This window comes from Dactylosporangium sp. NBC_01737 (genome assembly GCF_035963215.1).
Taxonomy (GTDB): domain Bacteria; phylum Actinomycetota; class Actinomycetes; order Mycobacteriales; family Micromonosporaceae; genus Dactylosporangium.
In genome coordinates this window covers 4,125,284-4,141,427 of record NZ_CP109153.1, presented here as the reverse complement: position 1 = coordinate 4,141,427, position 16,144 = coordinate 4,125,284, and the positions used below count along the sequence as shown (strand labels likewise).

The following is a 16,144-nucleotide window of genomic DNA, read 5'->3' as shown; positions in this document are numbered from 1 at the left end:
GAGCCGGAGGGTCCCACTCGTTGGCGACGCTGCCGATTCACAGCGCACTGTAGTCGCTCCGCCTGAACCCGCCGACGTCGCATCAGTCAGCACATCGCGCCTAACAGGTGTCGTCGCGGATGCCGAACATCTTGGCCGACTCGTGCTCCTGCGCCATCCGCCGCAGGGCCGCGAGCAGGGAATCCCCCAGAATCGAGCCCACCACGGCGGCGTGCAGCTTGCCCTCGTTGTCCGCCGCCCGGGCGACGAAGCGCAGGTCGTGCACGGCGATCTGCTCGGCGAGGTCGGCGTACTGCTCCAGCAGGTGCTCGACATCGGCGCCGACCTGCTGGAACGCGGCGACGACCTCGGCCGCCGCCTGCCGCGTGCGGGCGTTGTCGGAGATGAGCCAGCCGCGCTGCTTGATGAGCGTCCTCACCCGTTCGTGGGCCGCGGCGATCATGGCCGGATCGCTGGTCTCACGGGTGCCGACGGTGGCCGGCAGGGCCCGGCCGAGCACCTCGTGCACGTCGGGATCCGGCTGGTCCAGCTCGGTGAGCAGGTCACGGATCGTGGCGATCGGCAGCCGGCCGATGTCCAGCAGCACCCGCACCAGGCGCAGCCGCTGGACGTGGCGATCGTCATAGTGCGCCTGGTTGGGGCTGGTCAGCTCGCCGGCCGGGAGGAGCCCCTCGCGCAGGTAGTACTTGATGGTCGGCACGGGCACGCCGGTCTTCTGACTCAGTTCCGCGATGCGCATCAGGGTCCTTTCAGGGTTGACATGGATAGTGTAGCTCTCCAATAGTGGACAGCACCGCTATCCATACTGCTGGGAGCTTCTGATGCGTCTCGCACAGCTGCACCGCCCCCTCATCTTCTCCGCCGCGGTGATGGTCCTCATCGCGATCTTCGCCGGTGCCGGCCTCGTCGTCGACGACCGGGACCTGCTCGGCGTCCCGATCTGGCTCAAGCCGTTCAAGTTCGCGGTGTCGATCACGATCTACGCCGTCACCATCGCGTGGCTGCTGTCGCTGCTGGATCGCCGGCAGCGGCTCGGCTGGTGGCTCGGCACCGTGATCGCCACCGCCATGATCGGCGAGATGGTGATCATCGTCGGCCAGGCGGCACGTGGCCGGCAGAGCCACTTCAACAACCAGACCCCGCTCGACTCGACCCTGTTCAGCGTGATGGGCGCCACGATCGCGATCGCCTGGCTGTGCACCGCCTGGCTCGCCGTCCTGCTGCTGATCCAGCGGCTGCCGGACCGGGCCAACGCCCTCGCCGTGCGCTTCGGCCTGCTCGTCGGCCTCGGCGGCATGATGGTCGGCTTCCTGATGACCATGCCCACCAAGGCGCAGCTGAACCTGCCCGAGGGCCAGCAGCCCACGATCATCGGCGCGCACAGCGTCGGCGTGCCCGACGGCGGGCCCGGGCTGCCACTGGTCAACTGGAGCACCACCGGCGGCGACCTGCGCGCCGGGCACTTCATCGGCATGCACGCCCTGCAGGCACTGCCGCTGCTCGGGTTCCTGCTGGTCCTGGCCTCGCGGCGGTTCGCCCGGCTGCGGTTCGACCGGGTCCGGTCGCGGCTCGTGATCGTCGCCGGCAGCGCGTACGCGGCGCTCACCGTCCTGTTCGTGTGGCAGGCGTTGCGCGGGCAGTCGGTCGCGCACCCCGACGCCCTGACCCTGGCCGCGCTCGCCGGCCTGCTGCTGGCCGCCGGCGGCGGCCTGACCTGGGCCCTGGCCCGTCCCCGTACGGTGCAGACCCCCGCCGCACCGATGCTGAGTGAGGTCCACTGATGGCCGGCACCCTGTTCCAGCTGGCGTTCCTGGTGGTCGTGCCGTTCTGGGCGCTGATGATCGTCGCGCCCGGGTGGCGGTGGAGCGAGCGCATCGCCGGGTCGCCGTACGTCGTCCTGCCCGCCCTGGTCGTCTGGGCCTTCGCGATCGCACCGGTCTTCGGTGACTTCGCCGCGGAGATGCTCAACCCCGACCTCGCCGGCGTGCGCGCCCTGTTCGCCGACGACGACGTGGTCGCCGCCGTCTGGGCGCAGGTCCTCGCCTGGGACCTGTTCATCGGCCGGTGGATCTACCTGGACAGCCGCGAACGGCGGATCCATCCGCTGGTCATGGCGCCGGTCCTGGTCCTGACGATCCTGCTGTCGCCGATCGGGATGCCGCTGTACTTCCTGCTGCGGGTGCCGCTGACGAGGGCTACGCCGGGCGCATGACGGCCCAGCGGGCCAGGTTGTGCCGGGCGTCGACGAGCGCGTCGTGCCGCCCCTCCGCCGCGGGCAGGGGCGGGCGGCCCGACTCGTCCCACAGCTGGCGCAGGTCCTTGGTGAACCTGGGGATCTCCCGGGGCAGCGTCGGCATCGGGCCCCACAGCTGGGCGAGGGCGACGTGGTCGTAGGCGGCGTACCAGGCCCACAGCTCCAGCTCGTCGGCCTCGCCGGCGCGCAGCGGCTCGACCAGGAACTCCAGCAGCTCCTCCCGGATCCGTTCGCGGGAGCGCCACGCCTTGTCGGCGGGTGACGGCAGCTTGTCCAGCACGTTGCGGCGCACCCACGGCACCGCCCGTGAGCCGTCGAACTCCGTGGAGACCGCGTAGTACTCCCGGCCGTGCTCGTCCACCACCCCGATGGAGACCAGGTCGATCAGGCGACCGTCCTCGATGAACTCACAGTCGTAGAAGTAGCGATAGGCCGACACCGCCCCCATCCTGCCCGGCGGCGCCCGGCCTCACAGCAGCAGGGTCGCCAGCCGGGTCAGTTCGGCGTGGTCGCGGGGGGTACCGACGCCGGCGTGGATCTTCGCGGCGACGGTGACGGCGTGGGTGGCGGCGCGCAGGGCGAGCATCGGCGGCAGGATCGCCGCGCACTCGTCGGCCGGGACGGGCCCCGCCCGCACGTAGGCCTCGACGAGGGCGTCGGTGCCGGTGCCGCCGGCGCACAGCACGGCGTGGGCGAGGTCGTACAGCAGCGGACCGGTGCCGGAGCCGGCCCAGCCGACCAGGCCGACCCGGCCGGTGGCGGAGTCGAGCCGGAAGCGGGCGGCGGCGGGCGAGCCGTGCCGGACCCCGTAGGTGAGCTGGTCGGTGATCATGATGCGGCGCACCACGGCCGCGGTGTCCGCGACGGCCGGCCCGAGCCACGGCTCCGTCGCCAGGTGCGGTGCCGCCGCCGGCGCCGTGGCCGCCTGGAACCTCGCCAGGTCGGGGTGCACGAAGCGGCGCAGGCTGCGGTGCACGGCGCCCAGCGCGCCGCCCCACCACGACTGGTCCAGGGGGTCGTCGGCGCGCAGCGGCCGGCCGGGCACCAGACACAGCAGGGCCAGCACGCCGTCACCGGCCCGCGTGGTGAGCGCGCCGTCGGCGGCGCGGACCGGACGGCCGGCGCACACCCCGGAGGCGTCGACGTGTTCCGCGGCACACAGGCCGGCCTCAAACCCCCGCCGCCGGGCCACCGGGGCCCATTTCACCACGAACTGGTCGCCGTCGAGCCGAGTCGCATCAAATTGGCCGTCGTCGATCCCCACCCGCCAGGCGTCGTCGCCGAGAGGAATGCACGGACCGGGACTGCACTGCCAACTCCTGCGCAGCGTCGCGTGCACCTGGTCGGCAGCGGGTGCCACGCAGCGCATTATGCGCCCGCATCGGCGCACGTGTCTGGAAAAACGCAGATACCCGGGGAACCGGTGCTCGCACCACCGGCACCCCGGGCACCCGACACCAACCCCGCCCCCCAGCGGTTTGCGTGCTGGCACTAGCCTGCCTGCGGGCTCATGCGCGGGCTGTCGGTGAGCCGATGCGGGGGATGTACAGACTCCGACACGCGCGTCATGATCTGGTAGAAGTTCCGTACTGTGCTCGTGATCACCTACGGTGATCATGAGTCCGATCAACGCTGCACCGGGAGGGGTTTGACCGTGGAGGGTCGGCTGCCAGATCCCGGCGACGCACTGACCGGTGTGGAAATGTTCAGTGGTCTGGAGCCCGACGTGCGTCAGCGGGTCATCCAGGCGGCAGTGCCACGGACATACCGCAAGGGCCAGCTGCTGTTCGTCGAAAACGATCCGGGCGAATCACTCATCGTGCTCAAGCGCGGTGCCGTGATGGTGTTCCGGACCGCGCCGACCGGCGAGCGCGCGGTCCTCTCGGTGGTCCGCCCGCCCGACACGCTCGGCGAGGTGTCCCTGCTCGACGGGGCGGCCCGCTCGGCGTCCGCGGAGGCGATCGAGGACTGCCAGGCCCTCGCCCTGTCCCGGCACGCCTTCATCGAGCTGGTGCACGCCAACCCGCGCATCCTCGACGCCGTCATGCGCTCCCTGGGCGCGCTCATCCGGCGGCTCACCGAGCAGAACGCCGACCACGTCTTCCTCGACCTGCCGGGCCGGGTCGCCAAGACCCTCGTGCGCCTCGCCGGCGAGACCAACGCGCCGATGGTCACCATCGAGCTCAACCAGAGCCAGCTGGCCGAGATGGCGGGCGGCTCCCGGCAGAGCGTCAACCAGGCCATCGGCTCGTTCGCCAGCCGCGGCTGGCTGCGCACCGAGGGCCGGCGCATCGTCGTGACCGACCTCAGCGCCCTGCGCCGCCGCGCCGGGATGACCGACCGCTGACCTGCGTCTCGCACCACCGCGCTGCGGAGCGCAACGCGGTGGCCGGTGGGGTTCCCGGCATGTGAGGATGTGCGGGGACCTGAGTCAGGGAGTGTCGGCGATTTCCAGTCAGTGCGCACGCTGCGGCCGCCAGTCGGGCGACGGCGACCGCTTCTGCGGTGGATGCGGCGCCGAGCTGAGCCCTGCCTGCGCGACCTGCGGGCGCTCGCTGGGCCGGGACGCGTCGTTCTGCACCGGCTGCGGCACCCCCCGCGCCTCGTCAGGGTCCGCCGGCGGCGGGCGGAGCCGGTCCGACCGTGGCGGTGGTCACATGGGTCGCGCCACGGTGCCGATCCCCGCCACCCGCAGCGAGGACCGCCGCCGCATCAGCGTGCTGTTCGTCGACCTGATCGACTTCACGCCCTACGTCGAGCGCGCCGACCCGGAGCTGGTCCGCGAGCTGCAGAAGGGCTTCTTCTCCACCGCCCGCGAGGTCATCGGCCAGTACGGCGGGGTGGTCGAGAAGTACATCGGCGACGCCGTGATGGCCCTCTTCGGCGCGCCGGTGGCCACCGAGACCGACGCGGTGCGCTGCGTGCGGGCCGGCCTGGAGCTGCAGCGGGTCCTGGCGCGGTACGCCAGCACCGGCGAAGGCGAGCGCGCGCTGCGCTTCCGCGTCGGCGTCGCGACCGGTGAGGCCCTGGTCGACGTGGCCGCGGCCCGCGACGGCGGCCAGGCGATCGTCGCCGGCGACGTGGTCAACACCGCCTCCCGGCTGCAGTCCCTCGCACCGCCCGGCGGGGTCCTCGTCTGCGGCAGCACGTACGCGCTGACGAAGTCCTCGATCCGCTACGAGGCGCAGCCACCGGCGACGCTGCGCGGGCGCTCCACCCCGACCGAGGTGTGGCTGGCCCTGGCACCGCTGCGGCGCAACCACCCCGACCGGGAGGCCGGCTCCACCCCGCTGGTCAACCGCACCCACGAGCTGAGCCTGCTGGTCAACGCCCTGCACCGGGGGCTGCGCGAGCGCACCCCGCAGCTCGTCACCGTCATCGGCCACGCCGGGATCGGCAAGAGCCGCCTGGTGCACGAGCTGTTCCTGCACGCCGAGCGGCTCTTCGACGCGCCGGTCGCGTGGCGCACCGGGCGCTGCCCGCCGTTCGGGGAGAACGTGACCTACGCCGCGCTCGCCGACATCGTCAAGGCGCAGGCCGGCATCCTGGACACCGACACCGCCGAGACGGCCCGGGAACGCCTGGACACCGCGCTCAGCGTGATCGTCACCCCGTCGGAGGCCGAGCGGCTCTCCGACGCGCTCAGCCCCCTCGTCGGCCTGCCCGGGCCGAAGCTCGCCCCGGACGAGACCGAGTCCGCGTGGCGGCGCTTCGTGGTCGCCCTCGCCGCGCACCGCCCCACCGTCCTGGTCTTCGAGGACCTGCACTGGGCCGACGAGTCGATGGTGCGCTTCGTGGAGCGCCTGGGCGCCTCGGTGCGCGACGTGCCGCTGCTGCTGCTGTCCACGGCCCGGCCGGAGTTCCTGGAGCGCAACGCGAGCTGGGCCGGCGCGATCGCGGGGTCGGTCACCATCACGCTGCCGCCGCTGCGCGACGCCGAGATCGCCACCATGTATGCGCACCTGCTGGGCCAGGCGGCGTTCCCCGGCCACTCGCTGAACTCCCTCGTCGAGCTCGCCGACGGCAACCCGCTGTACGCGCTCGAGTACACCCGCATGCTCGCCGAGCAGGGCAACCTGCGCACCTCCGACGCGCTGAGCCGGGTGCTGCCGATGCCCGACAGCGTCCACGCCGTCATCGCCAACCGGGTCGACCTGCTCGAAGCGGCGGATCGGGCGGTACTGCAGGCCGCCGCCGTGGTCGGGATGAACTTCTGGCCGGGCGCGGTCGCCGCCGCCATGAGCCGCCCCGCCGACGGCATCGAGCGTTCGCTGCGCCGGCTGGAGCAGCGCGACCTGATCCACGAGCAGGCCGCCTCCACCATGGAGGGGCAGACGGAGTACCGCTTCGGCCACGTCCTCGTCCGTGACGTGTGCTACCAGCGGCTCCCCCGCACCGAGCGGGTCGCCCGGCACGAACTGACCGCCGCCTGGCTCGACAGCGTCGCCGCCGACCGCGACACCGACCTCGCCGAGGTGGTCGCCAACCACCGCTACACCGCCTACGAGATCGCCGGCTCGCTCGGGCTGGACGCACCGCGGTACAGCGTGCCCGCGCGCGACGCGCTGCACCGGGCGGCCCGCCGCACCTACGCGCTGCACGCCCTGGACGCGGCCGCGGCGCACGCCGGCAAGGCGCTTGCCCTCTGCGACGACACCACCGAGCAGGGCGAGTGGCTGCGCATCGCGCTCCTCGGGACCGAGATCGCCTTCTACGCCGACCCGGAGTCCTTCCTCGGCACCGGCGGCACCGACCAGCTCGCCGAGCTGGCCGAGCGGCTGTACGCGGCCGGCGAGCAGGCCAGCGCCGCCCGGGCCTGGACCATCCGCGGCCAGGCCGCGTGGCTGCGCGCCGACCGGCTCGGCGCGCTGTCCTGCCTGGACCGGGCCGTGGAGCTGTTCGACGAGCTGCCGGACGCGCCGCAGAAGGCCGACGCCTACGCGGAGCTCGGCCGGCTGCACATGTCCAACTTCGAGGTCGAGCCGGCGGTGGCCGCGGCCAGCGCCGCCGCGGAGATCGCCGACCGTCTCGGCCTGATCGAGGTCGCCACCAGCGCCCGGATCACCATCGGCACCGCGCTGTTCCAGGCCGGCGACCGCTCCGGCCTGGTCGAGCTGCAGGCCGCCCTGGAGGTGTGCCGGGAGCGGCGGCTGCTGTCGGAGCACCGGGCCATGCGCAACGTGGCGTGGGCGCTGCTCGAGGACGGCGACTGGACCGCATCGGCGGCGATGTACGAGAGCACCCGCCACACCGTCCCCGGCAGCCACACCCTCGCGACCGGCTACTCCAACGTCGCGCAGGTCGCGTACTTCACCGGCGACTGGGCCACCCTGATCGACGTGGCCGAACGCGCCCCCGCGTCGGAGTGGGACCTGCAGGTGCGCGGCGCCCACGCCTGGATGAAGATCCTGCGCGGCGAGCCCCTCGTCAACCCGGAGGAGATCGAGGACCTCGTCGCCGCCGGGCGGCGCAGCGGCTTCTACCGCCTCCAGTGGACCGTCCTGGGCCACGGTGCCCTCTGCCGTGCCCTGCAGGGCCGGGAGCGCGACGCGGAGGCGCTCATCGTCGAGCTCGCCAAGACCTGGCGCGAGGTGCGGGCCATCGCCAGCGGCGAGTGGATCGACGCGACCGCGCACGCCGCCGTCCTCGCCGGCCGGGTCGCGATGATGGCGATCCGCGACATGCTCGCCGACGTGCCGCACCGCACCCCCTGGGTCGAGGCGGCGATGCGGACCATCACCGGGGCGATCGCCTTCGTCGACGGCGACTTCGCCCGGGCCGCCGACATGCACCTGGCCGCCGCGGAGCTCTACGGCGAGATCCCCAACGCCTCCGCCCGCATCCTGTCGCTGACCTGGGCGGTGCAGGCGCTCGGCCGGCTGGGCCCCTCCTCCGCCGACCGGCTCGAGCCGTGGCGCAGCGAGCTGGTCGCCTTCGCCACCCAGGCCGGGGCGCCGCTGCTGCTGACCCTCGCCGAGCTGCCGCCTACGCCGCTATAGGTTCCGCCTTGGCCGGTTCGGGGGTGCTCTTCACCTTCTGGGCGTACATGTCGATGTACTCGCGGCCCGACAGCGTCATCAGCTCATACATGATCTCGTCGGTGACCGCCCGCTCGATGAACCGGTCGCCGGCCATCCCGGCGTAGCGGGAGAAGTCCAGCGCCGGGCCGAAGCGGATGTGCACGCGCTTCAGGTTGGGCAGGCGCTGCCCGATCGGCTGGACCTTGTCCATGTTCATCATCGCGACCGGCACCACGACGGCCCCGGACTCCAGGGCGAGGCGCGCCACGCCCGTCTTGCCCCGGTAGAGCCGCCCGTCCGGGGACCGGGTGCCCTCCGGGTAGATGCCGAAGACGCCGCCGGCCCGCAGGATCTTGAGCCCGACCTCCAGGGCGGCCCTGGCCGCCTTGCCGCCGGAGCGGTCGATCGGGATCTGCCCGGTCCCGGACATGAAGAGCTTCACGAGCCGGCCCTTGATCCCCTTCCCGGTGAAATACTCCGCTTTCGCGGGAAAGGTGACCCGGCGTTTGACGCTCAGCGGCATGAAGATCGAGTCCGCGAACGACAGGTGGTTGCTGGCGATGATCACGGGCCCCTCGGCGGGGACATGCTCCAGTCCCTCCACCTTGGGGCGGAAGATGAGCTTCAGCACAGGCCCGAGGACGATGTACTTGAGGAACCAGTAGAGCACCGCTCAACCTTCCAAGATCTGCCGACAATCGGTGATGACCGTCGCAAAGAGCCTACGAACCAGTTCGGCACACCACAACGCACTCCCGGAAGCACCACTGCGCATGTCAGGATTTCGGTCAGCGGTATTTTCGCGGCGGACCCGGTCGTCGCGGTGTCGGCCGCGGGGAGGGGCAGGCGGTGCCAGGGGGTGGGGCGCGGCGCGGCCGGCGCGACAACGGCCTGGTGGCGCAGGAGTATGCGGTCGTCGGAGACGTCGACCCTCGGGTCGGTGAGCATCTGCTGGACGTCCTGGCGGCCGGCGGGATCGCGGCATACCTCCAGCCTGCCACCGATCTGCACCCGGTGACGCGCACCACGACACTGCCCGCCAGACCCACCGACCGGCTCTACGCTGATCGTGACCATCTCGCAACGGCCCGCGACTATCTCAGCCAGCTCACCGCCGTGCCCGAGCAGCACACCCCACCCGCCGAGGCACCCCAGCCGGCCAAGGCGACCCCCGCCCCGGAGGCCAAGACGAGCCGCAAATCGGACGACGAGACGTTCGCCAGCATCATCGCCGGCTTCCACACCACCGTCGATCCGACCAGCGCGCCCTGGCCCGCCGCCGAGGACCTCGACTCGTCCGGCTCCGCCGCCGCCGACATGGACACCGAGCCGGCACCCCGCACGCCGCTGCGGCGCGCCTCCGACGCCGTCGACCGGTCGCTGCTGGAGGGCCTGGACACGTTCGGCGCCGACCTGCCCGACGACGAGGACGACGAGGCCGGCTACACGCCCCCTCCCCCGCCGCCGCTGCCACGGATCGCGCCGTCGACGCTCCTGGCGGTCATCGGCCTGGTCGGCGGGCTGATGCTGCTGATCTGGCCCGACCTGCTGCCGGTCTTCGGGCCGCAGTCGACGCTGTTCCTGGGCTTCGCGATGCTGCTGAGCGGCTTCGTGACGCTGATCCTGCGCCTGCGCCCCGGCGACGAGGAGGACGACGACCCCGACAACGGCGCCCGCGTGTAGCGCCGCGCCGCTCGGCCCCACCGCCGCGCTGAGCCACCGCCGCGCTGAGCCATCTACGACGCGGCGTCTGTTGCAGCGGAGCACGCCCCGGACGGCGATCTTCACCCCACCCGCGTGATCGAAGGACACCAGCGGTCGCTGAGACGACCACCGCCGTCCTTCGATCACGACCGCAAGATCGTCTCCCCCTGAACCCACGCACGCCCTGCAAGATCCGCTCTGCACGGAGACGGCACAATCCTCCGAGACCTCCCCGCAGTGACCAGCTTCGATGACTGGACCGGGAGCGCCCACGCTTCAGGCGGCGATCTTCACCCCGCCCGCTTGATCGAAGACAAATCCTGGCCGCCGGAACGACCACCGCCATCCTTGGATCACGGCCGCAAGACCGTCCGTCCGCCAACCCGCGCCCGCCACCCACCAGCACGAACACCTCGGCGCGCAGGCCGCCCGCGCCGGACCGCCGTGATCTCCACCCCGCCTGTAGATCAAAGGACGGCCCTGGCCGCCAGGACGACCACCGCCGTCCTTCGATCACGACCGCAAGATCGTCTGCCACCTGAACCCACACCCGCCGTGCAAGATCCACCCTGCGCGGAGAAGGCGCGATCCTCCGAGACCTCCCCGCAGCGAACAGCTTCGAAGACTGGGCCGGGAACGTCACGCTTCAGGCGGCGATCTTCACCCCGCCCGCTTGATCGAAGGCAAATCCTGGCCGCCGGAACGACCACCGCCGTCCTTCGATCACGACCGCAAGACCATCCGTCCGCCCGCCAGCCCCGAACCCGCCCACCCACCAGCACGAACACTTCGGCGCGCAGGCCGCCCGCGCCGAACCGCCGCGATCTCCACCCCGCCTGTAGATCAAAGGACGGCCCTGGCCGCCAGGACGACCACCGCCGTCCTTCGATCACGACCGCAAGATCACCTGTCCGGGCCCCGACGATCACTCAGCCGTGCGGCGCCGGACAAAAGCCGCGATATCGACCCTGATGTCCCGTCGGACGTCAGGCCTGTCCGCTGGCCCGGCAAGCCCGGCCCGCTCAACCCACGTAGCTGGGTTTTTCCAGCCAGTCCAGGATGGCGTCGATGGGTTCCTGCCAGCGGGCGTCGAGCATCAGGTCGTGGCCCATGCCGGGGAAGAGCAGCGGGGAGCCGCCGTAGCGGCGCGCGACCCACTCCAGGGCGGATGCCGACACGATGCGGTCGTCGGGGCTGCCGGCGACGAGGACCGGCGGGGCGCCGACCGGGGTTTCCGGCTCCTGCCGGCGGATCAGCTGCCGCTGTGCGCCGGCCGGGACGCGCTGGAGGCGGGCGGTATAGGACTGGGCCTCCTTCGCCGGCAGCGAGCGGCTGAACAGCTGCGCCGGGCGCAGCGTGACGCGGCCGCCGAACAGGCCGGGCAGCGTGCCGGCGGGGTTGCGGCGCAGCAGGCCGAGGGCGGTGCTGACGCCGCCGAAGAGGGGGCGACGAGGACGCCGGCGCGGGCCGGGTACCTCGCGAGGGCCATCGCGACGATGAGGGCGCCGGTGCCGTGGCCGACGAGGACCGCCTGCTTGGGCAGGCCGGCGGCGACCTGGGTGACGTCGTGGACGTGGTCGCGCAGGCGGGCGGCGGGGTCGGCGCCGCTGCCGCCGTGGCCGCGCAGGCTCATCGCGGAGGCGGGGAAGCCCCGGCGGGCGGCGTGCTCGAGCCAGTGCTGGGCGTAGGCCCAGGCGCCGTGGCCGTACCCGGGGACGAACAGCACCGGGGGCCGGTCCTGCGGCGAGTCGGGCTGCTCGATGAGCACCTCGCGCTGGACGGGCTTCGGCGGGGAGGACCACTCGTCGGAGCGCATCACTCGGGTGGTCAACGGACCGCCTCCAGTTCGTGCAGGGACTTCTCCAGCTCCTGCAGGTACACGAAGTGGCTCACCTCGAACCAGTGCCGGGTCGAGTCGGTGACCTTGCCGGCGGTGAAGCGGCGGTCACCGTCCTGGCGCATCTTGGCCCACAGCGCCTGCGCCTTGGCCGGTGAGGCGTCCAGGACCCGCAGCCACTGGGCGATGAACACGGTCTGCCAGTGCGAGAGCGTGAACACGCCCGAGTCGGGTTGCAGCAGCCCCGCGACGGCGAGGGTCGGGTGGGTGCGCGACAGCATCTGCAGCGCCAGCCGCGGGCGGCCCGACGCGTCGGTCGACAGCAGCTCAGGGGCGAGGAAGTCGAAGTTCGGCAGGTACCCGGTGGCGAACACGACCAGGTCCGGCTCGACGGTGCGGCCGTCGGACAGGACGACCTCGGTGCGTTCGAAGCGCTTGATGTCCGGCAGCGGGGTGATGCCGCCGTGGCCGAGGTAGTACGGCAGCTGGCTGTTGACCAGCGGGTGCATCTCGAGCAGCCCGTGGTCGGGTGCCTTCAGGCCGAAGCGGGTCAGGTCGCCGACCGTCATCGCGATCGTGCGCTGCAGCAGCCACTGGCGCAGCCGGAACGGCAGCCGCATCGCCAGGATCCGGTCGTTGACCTGGTCGGCGGGTTTGCCGAGGGCGTACTTGGGTGCGTACCAGTAGCCGCGGCGGGTCGAGTGCCAGCACTTCGCCGCCTGCTGGGCCGCCTCGACCGCGATGTCGCAGCCGCTGTTGCCGGCGCCGACGACGAGCACCTTGCGCCCGCGCAGCTGGGCCGCGTCCTTGTACTGGCTGGCGTGGATCACCTTGCCGCGGAACTCGGCGAGCCCCTCGTACTCGGGCATCTTCGGCGACCAGTTGTGCCCGTTGGCGGCCACGACGGCGGCGTAGCGCATCGTGCGTGGCGCCCCGCCGCGGGAGCCCCGGACCGTGACGTCCCAGCGCGGCGGGCCGCCGTCGGGGTCGTCGGCGGGCTCGACCCTGGCCACGTCGGTGCCGAACCAGATGTGCTCACGCAGCGAGAAGTGGTCGGCGTACCGCTCGAAGTACGCCAGCAGCTGCGAGTGGTGCGGGTAGTCGGGCCAGTCGTCCGGCATCGGGAAGTCGGGGAACTGGGTGAACGGCTTCGAGGAGATCAGGTGCGTGCTGGAGTAGACGGGGCTGCGGTCGTGCCGCCAGTTCCACCCGCCGCCGACGCCGGTCTCGCGCTCGTAGCAGTCGACGCCGAAGCCCGCCTCGCGGAGGTTCTTGATCGCGGCGAGGCCGGTGCCGCCGGCGCCGATCACGCAGACGGTGTCGCCGCGGTCGTAGACGGGCTCGCCGTCACGCCAGTGGGTCGCGCCGCCGGCCAGTTCGTCGAAGCTTGTCACCCGCGTCGTCTCCCAAATGCCGCTCGTGCTTTCGCGGCCAGATCCTCGTCCGCTCGGCGCTGTTTTGTCCAGTCCCGCACGTCGCGGCGCCGGGCTTGTCACGACCGCAGGTCGTGTCGCGGCCGCGGGCCTGTCACGACCGCAGGTCGTGTCGCGGCCGTCCACGGCCGCGGGCCTGTCACGACCGCAGGTCGTGTCGCGGCCGTCCACGGCCGCGGGCTTGTCGCGGCCGGAGGTCGCGGCCGCGCAACTGTGCGCGGAGGTGGCAGGGAGGCCGTTCACGGCCGACCGGTGGCTGACGGGAGCGACGGCGCGTGCCCACGACGGACCGGAGCAGGAAGGACCACGAACCACGGCGGCCCAGGCTCCGCAGGCCGGCCGCGACCCGGTCGGGCAGCGGGCCGGCCGCGGCCTCAGTCGGGCAGGTCGAGCTCGACGACCACCGGGAAGTGGTCGCTCGCGAGGCGGGCGGCCGGGGTGTCGACGACCTCGTAGGACAGCACGGTGATGCGCGGGTCGACGAAGACGACGTCGAGGCGTTCGCGGGGGGCGGTGCACGGGTAGGTGTGGCGTTCGTCGGCGCCGGCGCTGTCGACCAGGCCGTCGGCGAGGGTCCGCCAGGCGGCGCCGCCGGAGTTCTCGTTGAGGTCGGCGGCGAAGACGACCGGCTCCTGCAGCTCCGACAGGTGCTGTTTGAGCACGGCGGCCTGGTCGGGGCGCTCGGTCGCGTCGGTGGACAGGTGCGAGCCGGCCACGGCGAACGTGGACCGGCCGACCTTGCAGCGCACGAACGCGGCGCCCCGCATGTGCCGGCCGGGCGTCAGCGGATAGCGGATGTCGAACCCGCCGAACGCGCGGACCCGCAGGTTGGTCAGGATCAGGTTGCCCAGCGCCGGCAGCCCGCCGCCGGCGACGACGAGCTCGAAGTCGCGGGCCAGGTCGGCCGACTTCTGCCGCCACCGGAACCGGCGGGGTGCCTCCTGCAGGATCGCCACGTCGGGCGCGATCTCCCGCACCACCTGCGCGAGCGCGCGGCGGTCGTCCCGCAGGCTGTGCAGGTTGTAGGACAGCACCCGGAGCTTGGTCATACGCGTGCCAGGTCGGCGGCTCCGACCACTCCCGCGAGGTTGCCCATGAGTGCGGGGCGGACCTCGGCGACGGGCAGCCTGCCGCGCTGGGCGAGCTGGTCCTCGTAGCTGGCGCGGGCCGGCTTCATGAGCAGGTCGCCGGCGTCGATGACACCGCCGCCGACGACGATGACCTGCGGGTCGAGGATCTGCACGATGTCGGCGAGGGCGACGCCGAGCCAGCGGCCGATCTGCTCGAAGGCGCCGATCGCGACGGTGTCGCCGAGGCGGGCGGCCTGGGTGACGGCGTGGCCCTTGATCGCCTCGACGTCGCCGCCGACGAGGCCGAGGAGCTGCTCGGCGAGCTCCGGCCTGTCCCGTGCGTCGGCCTTGGCGAAGCGGACGAGGGCGTTGCCGCTGGCGTACTGCTCCAGGCAGCCGTGCCGGCCGCAGCCGCAGGGGTGGCCGCCGGGGACCATCATCATGTGGCCGAGCTCGGCGGCGATGCCGTTGGTGCCGCGGATCAGGCTGCCGTTGATGACGATGCCGCTGCCGATGCCGGTGCCGACGGTGAACAGCACCATCGAGTTGTCGGCGTCGCGGGCGGCGCCGAACTGGAACTCCGCCCAGGTCGCGGCGTTGCCGTCGTTCTCCACCACGACCGGCAGGCCGACCGCGGCGGTGATCTTGTCGCGCAGCGGCTCGTTGCGCCAGGCCAGGTTGGGTGCGAACTGCACGATCGAACGCGTCGCGTCGATCCAGCCCGCCGCGCCGATGCCGACCGCGTCGATCGGGTGCCCCTCGGCCAGCTCCTTGATCACCTCGATGATCCGGTCCGCCGTCCGCGCCGGGTCCTGCGCCGGCGTGTCACGCCGGGTCTGCGCGAGGACGTCACCCGCCGAGTCGACGACGCCGCCGAGCACCTTCGTTCCACCGATGTCGACTCCGATGGTCAACCCCACCGCGGCCGTCTCCTCTCGTACAGGCGCTATGCCTCGGGATCAATCTTGGGCTTGACGGCCTTCTTGGCCATCGGTTTCGGCGACATCGGTGTCTCCGTGGTGGCGTGTTGCCAAACGTCTTCCGGTTCCGGCGGTTCTGGTGTACGGGTTTCCTCTGCCCGGCCTCTTCCGGCTTCCGGGCTTCCGAAGGCTCGCAGCACGCCGGCCAGGCCGACGGCGAGGTCGCCGACGCCGGTGGCAAGGCGCTCGGCGAAGTCGGGGTCGGGGTCGCGGGCGGCGGCGATGGCCTTGCAGACCGGGCACACGCAGCACTCGGCGGAGCCGGTGGCGAACCCGGCGGTGCTGTTCGCGGCGACCGACAGGGCGGCGAGGGCGGTGGCGACGAGGCGTTCGGCCTCCTCGCGCGGGTCGCGGGTCACGCCGGCGCCCCGGCCTCGACGCGGCGCTTGAGCTCCTTCAGCGCGGTGTCCATGATCATTTTCTCGGCCTTGCGCTTGAACATGCCGAGCATGCCGATCGCCAGCTCCACCGCGAGGGAATAGGTCACCGTGGAGGTCCCGTCCGCGTTGGCGGTAATGTCGTAGGAGCCTTCCTGCTGCTTCTGCATCTTCGACGGCGCGACCAGGCTCCACTCGATCCGGGTCAGGTCCTCCGCGTATTCGTATCGCAGGGTGTATTCGTCGGAGACCGGGCCCGAGTCCAGCACGAAGCTGACCTGACTCGCGTAGCCGTCCTCATACTCCTCGATCACCTTGACCGACTTCACGGCCGCCACCCACTCAGGGTATCGGGCGAAGTCGGCGATGACCTCGGCGATGCGCTCCGGGGGCGCGTCAATGACGATCGACTGCGTCGAAGTGTCGGCCATGCGTGGCAGGCTACCTCTGCGGTGTACCTGGCGATCCG

14 protein-coding genes and 1 pseudogene are annotated in these 16,144 nt (G+C 72.2%); 5 read left to right on the top strand and 10 right to left on the bottom strand.

All coding sequences use genetic code 11. The annotated features are described in order from the left end of the window. Positions 1-100: 100 nt before the first annotated feature. On the bottom strand, positions 101-739 hold the full coding sequence (locus tag OHA72_RS18760; RefSeq protein WP_327009100.1) for a MerR family transcriptional regulator: 639 nt from the start codon (positions 737-739) through the stop codon (positions 101-103). Between the two features lie 82 nt (positions 740-821). On the opposite strand from OHA72_RS18760, the gene OHA72_RS18755 reads away from it, so the two are divergent. Continuing rightward, the gene (locus OHA72_RS18755) at positions 822-1,781 is read left to right on the top strand and encodes a hypothetical protein (protein ID WP_327009099.1); all 960 of its coding nucleotides are present in this window, start codon (positions 822-824) and stop codon (positions 1,779-1,781) included. Continuing rightward, positions 1,781-2,212 carry an ABA4-like family protein gene (locus OHA72_RS18750; protein ID WP_327009098.1) on the top strand — a complete coding sequence of 144 codons (432 nt, stop codon included), beginning with the start codon at positions 1,781-1,783 and terminating at the stop codon, positions 2,210-2,212. Before OHA72_RS18755 ends, OHA72_RS18750 begins: the two co-directional genes overlap by 1 nt. Here the strand turns inward: OHA72_RS18750 and OHA72_RS18745 are convergent. Together OHA72_RS18745 and OHA72_RS18740 are read right to left on the bottom strand one after the other, a co-directional pair. After that, positions 2,196-2,693 carry a polyadenylate-specific 3'-exoribonuclease AS gene (locus tag OHA72_RS18745; protein ID WP_327009097.1) on the bottom strand — a complete coding sequence of 166 codons (498 nt, stop codon included), beginning with the start codon at positions 2,691-2,693 and terminating at the stop codon, positions 2,196-2,198. The genes OHA72_RS18750 and OHA72_RS18745 overlap by 17 nt on opposite strands. A 30-nt stretch (positions 2,694-2,723) precedes the next feature. Beyond that, positions 2,724-3,614 carry a phosphotransferase enzyme family protein gene (locus OHA72_RS18740; RefSeq protein WP_327009096.1) on the bottom strand — a complete coding sequence of 297 codons (891 nt, stop codon included), beginning with the start codon at positions 3,612-3,614 and terminating at the stop codon, positions 2,724-2,726. Between the two features lie 294 nt (positions 3,615-3,908). Here OHA72_RS18740 and OHA72_RS18735 point away from each other — a divergent pair, with 294 nt between their 5' ends. Next, complete coding sequence (locus OHA72_RS18735; RefSeq protein ID WP_033362537.1) at positions 3,909-4,601, top strand: Crp/Fnr family transcriptional regulator; 693 nt, start codon at positions 3,909-3,911, stop codon at positions 4,599-4,601. Positions 4,602-4,668: 67 nt separating this feature from the next. Beyond that, positions 4,669-8,253 (top strand): AAA family ATPase, encoded by a 3,585-nt coding sequence (locus OHA72_RS18730; RefSeq protein WP_327009095.1) that lies wholly within the window; start codon positions 4,669-4,671, stop codon positions 8,251-8,253. Here the strand turns inward: OHA72_RS18730 and OHA72_RS18725 are convergent. Beyond that, the gene (locus OHA72_RS18725; RefSeq protein WP_327009094.1) at positions 8,240-8,944 is read right to left on the bottom strand and encodes a lysophospholipid acyltransferase family protein; all 705 of its coding nucleotides are present in this window, start codon (positions 8,942-8,944) and stop codon (positions 8,240-8,242) included. The genes OHA72_RS18730 and OHA72_RS18725 overlap by 14 nt on opposite strands. A gap of 179 nt (positions 8,945-9,123) precedes the next feature. Between OHA72_RS18725 and OHA72_RS18720 the strand changes: the two genes are divergently transcribed. Further along, a complete protein-coding gene (locus tag OHA72_RS18720; protein WP_327009093.1) occupies positions 9,124-9,957 on the top strand; it encodes a DUF308 domain-containing protein in 834 nt (277 codons plus the stop codon). 1,043 nt (positions 9,958-11,000) lie between these two features. Here OHA72_RS18720 and OHA72_RS18715 read toward each other — a convergent pair. The 6 genes and pseudogenes from OHA72_RS18715 to OHA72_RS18690 all read right to left on the bottom strand — a co-directional run bounded on the left by OHA72_RS18715 (position 11,001) and on the right by OHA72_RS18690 (position 16,106). Then, positions 11,001-11,794 (bottom strand): annotated as a pseudogene (locus OHA72_RS18715) (alpha/beta hydrolase). Positions 11,795-11,805: 11 nt separating this feature from the next. Continuing rightward, positions 11,806-13,209: a flavin-containing monooxygenase gene (locus tag OHA72_RS18710; RefSeq protein ID WP_327009092.1), complete on the bottom strand. Its 1,404-nt coding sequence runs from the start codon at positions 13,207-13,209 to the stop codon at positions 11,806-11,808. Positions 13,210-13,622: 413 nt separating this feature from the next. Further along, positions 13,623-14,297, bottom strand: a complete 675-nt coding sequence (locus OHA72_RS18705; RefSeq protein ID WP_327009091.1) for an endonuclease/exonuclease/phosphatase family protein — start codon at positions 14,295-14,297, stop codon at positions 13,623-13,625. Next, the gene (locus OHA72_RS18700; protein WP_327009090.1) at positions 14,294-15,238 is read right to left on the bottom strand and encodes an ROK family glucokinase; all 945 of its coding nucleotides are present in this window, start codon (positions 15,236-15,238) and stop codon (positions 14,294-14,296) included. The genes OHA72_RS18705 and OHA72_RS18700 overlap by 4 nt, the downstream gene beginning before the upstream one ends. A gap of 26 nt (positions 15,239-15,264) precedes the next feature. Continuing rightward, positions 15,265-15,657 carry a hypothetical protein gene (locus tag OHA72_RS64695; protein WP_442788608.1) on the bottom strand — a complete coding sequence of 131 codons (393 nt, stop codon included), beginning with the start codon at positions 15,655-15,657 and terminating at the stop codon, positions 15,265-15,267. Beyond that, positions 15,654-16,106, bottom strand: coding sequence for an SRPBCC family protein (locus tag OHA72_RS18690; RefSeq protein ID WP_327009089.1), 453 nt, complete (start codon positions 16,104-16,106; stop codon positions 15,654-15,656). Before OHA72_RS18690 ends, OHA72_RS64695 begins: the two co-directional genes overlap by 4 nt. Positions 16,107-16,144: the final 38 nt, after the last annotated feature.

Excerpts from the sequence above, each read along its gene's own strand:
- OHA72_RS18760 (WP_327009100.1), bottom strand. The coding sequence starts at position 739 with ATGCGCATCGCGGAACTGAGTCAGAAGACCGGCGTGCCCGTGCCGACC.
- OHA72_RS18755 (WP_327009099.1), top strand. The coding sequence starts at position 822 with ATGCGTCTCGCACAGCTGCACCGCCCCCTCATCTTCTCCGCCGCGGTG.
- OHA72_RS18750 (WP_327009098.1), top strand. The coding sequence starts at position 1,781 with ATGGCCGGCACCCTGTTCCAGCTGGCGTTCCTGGTGGTCGTGCCGTTC.
- OHA72_RS18730 (WP_327009095.1), top strand. The coding sequence starts at position 4,669 with ATGTGCGGGGACCTGAGTCAGGGAGTGTCGGCGATTTCCAGTCAGTGC.
- OHA72_RS18705 (WP_327009091.1), bottom strand. The coding sequence starts at position 14,297 with ATGACCAAGCTCCGGGTGCTGTCCTACAACCTGCACAGCCTGCGGGAC.
- OHA72_RS18690 (WP_327009089.1), bottom strand. The coding sequence starts at position 16,106 with ATGGCCGACACTTCGACGCAGTCGATCGTCATTGACGCGCCCCCGGAG.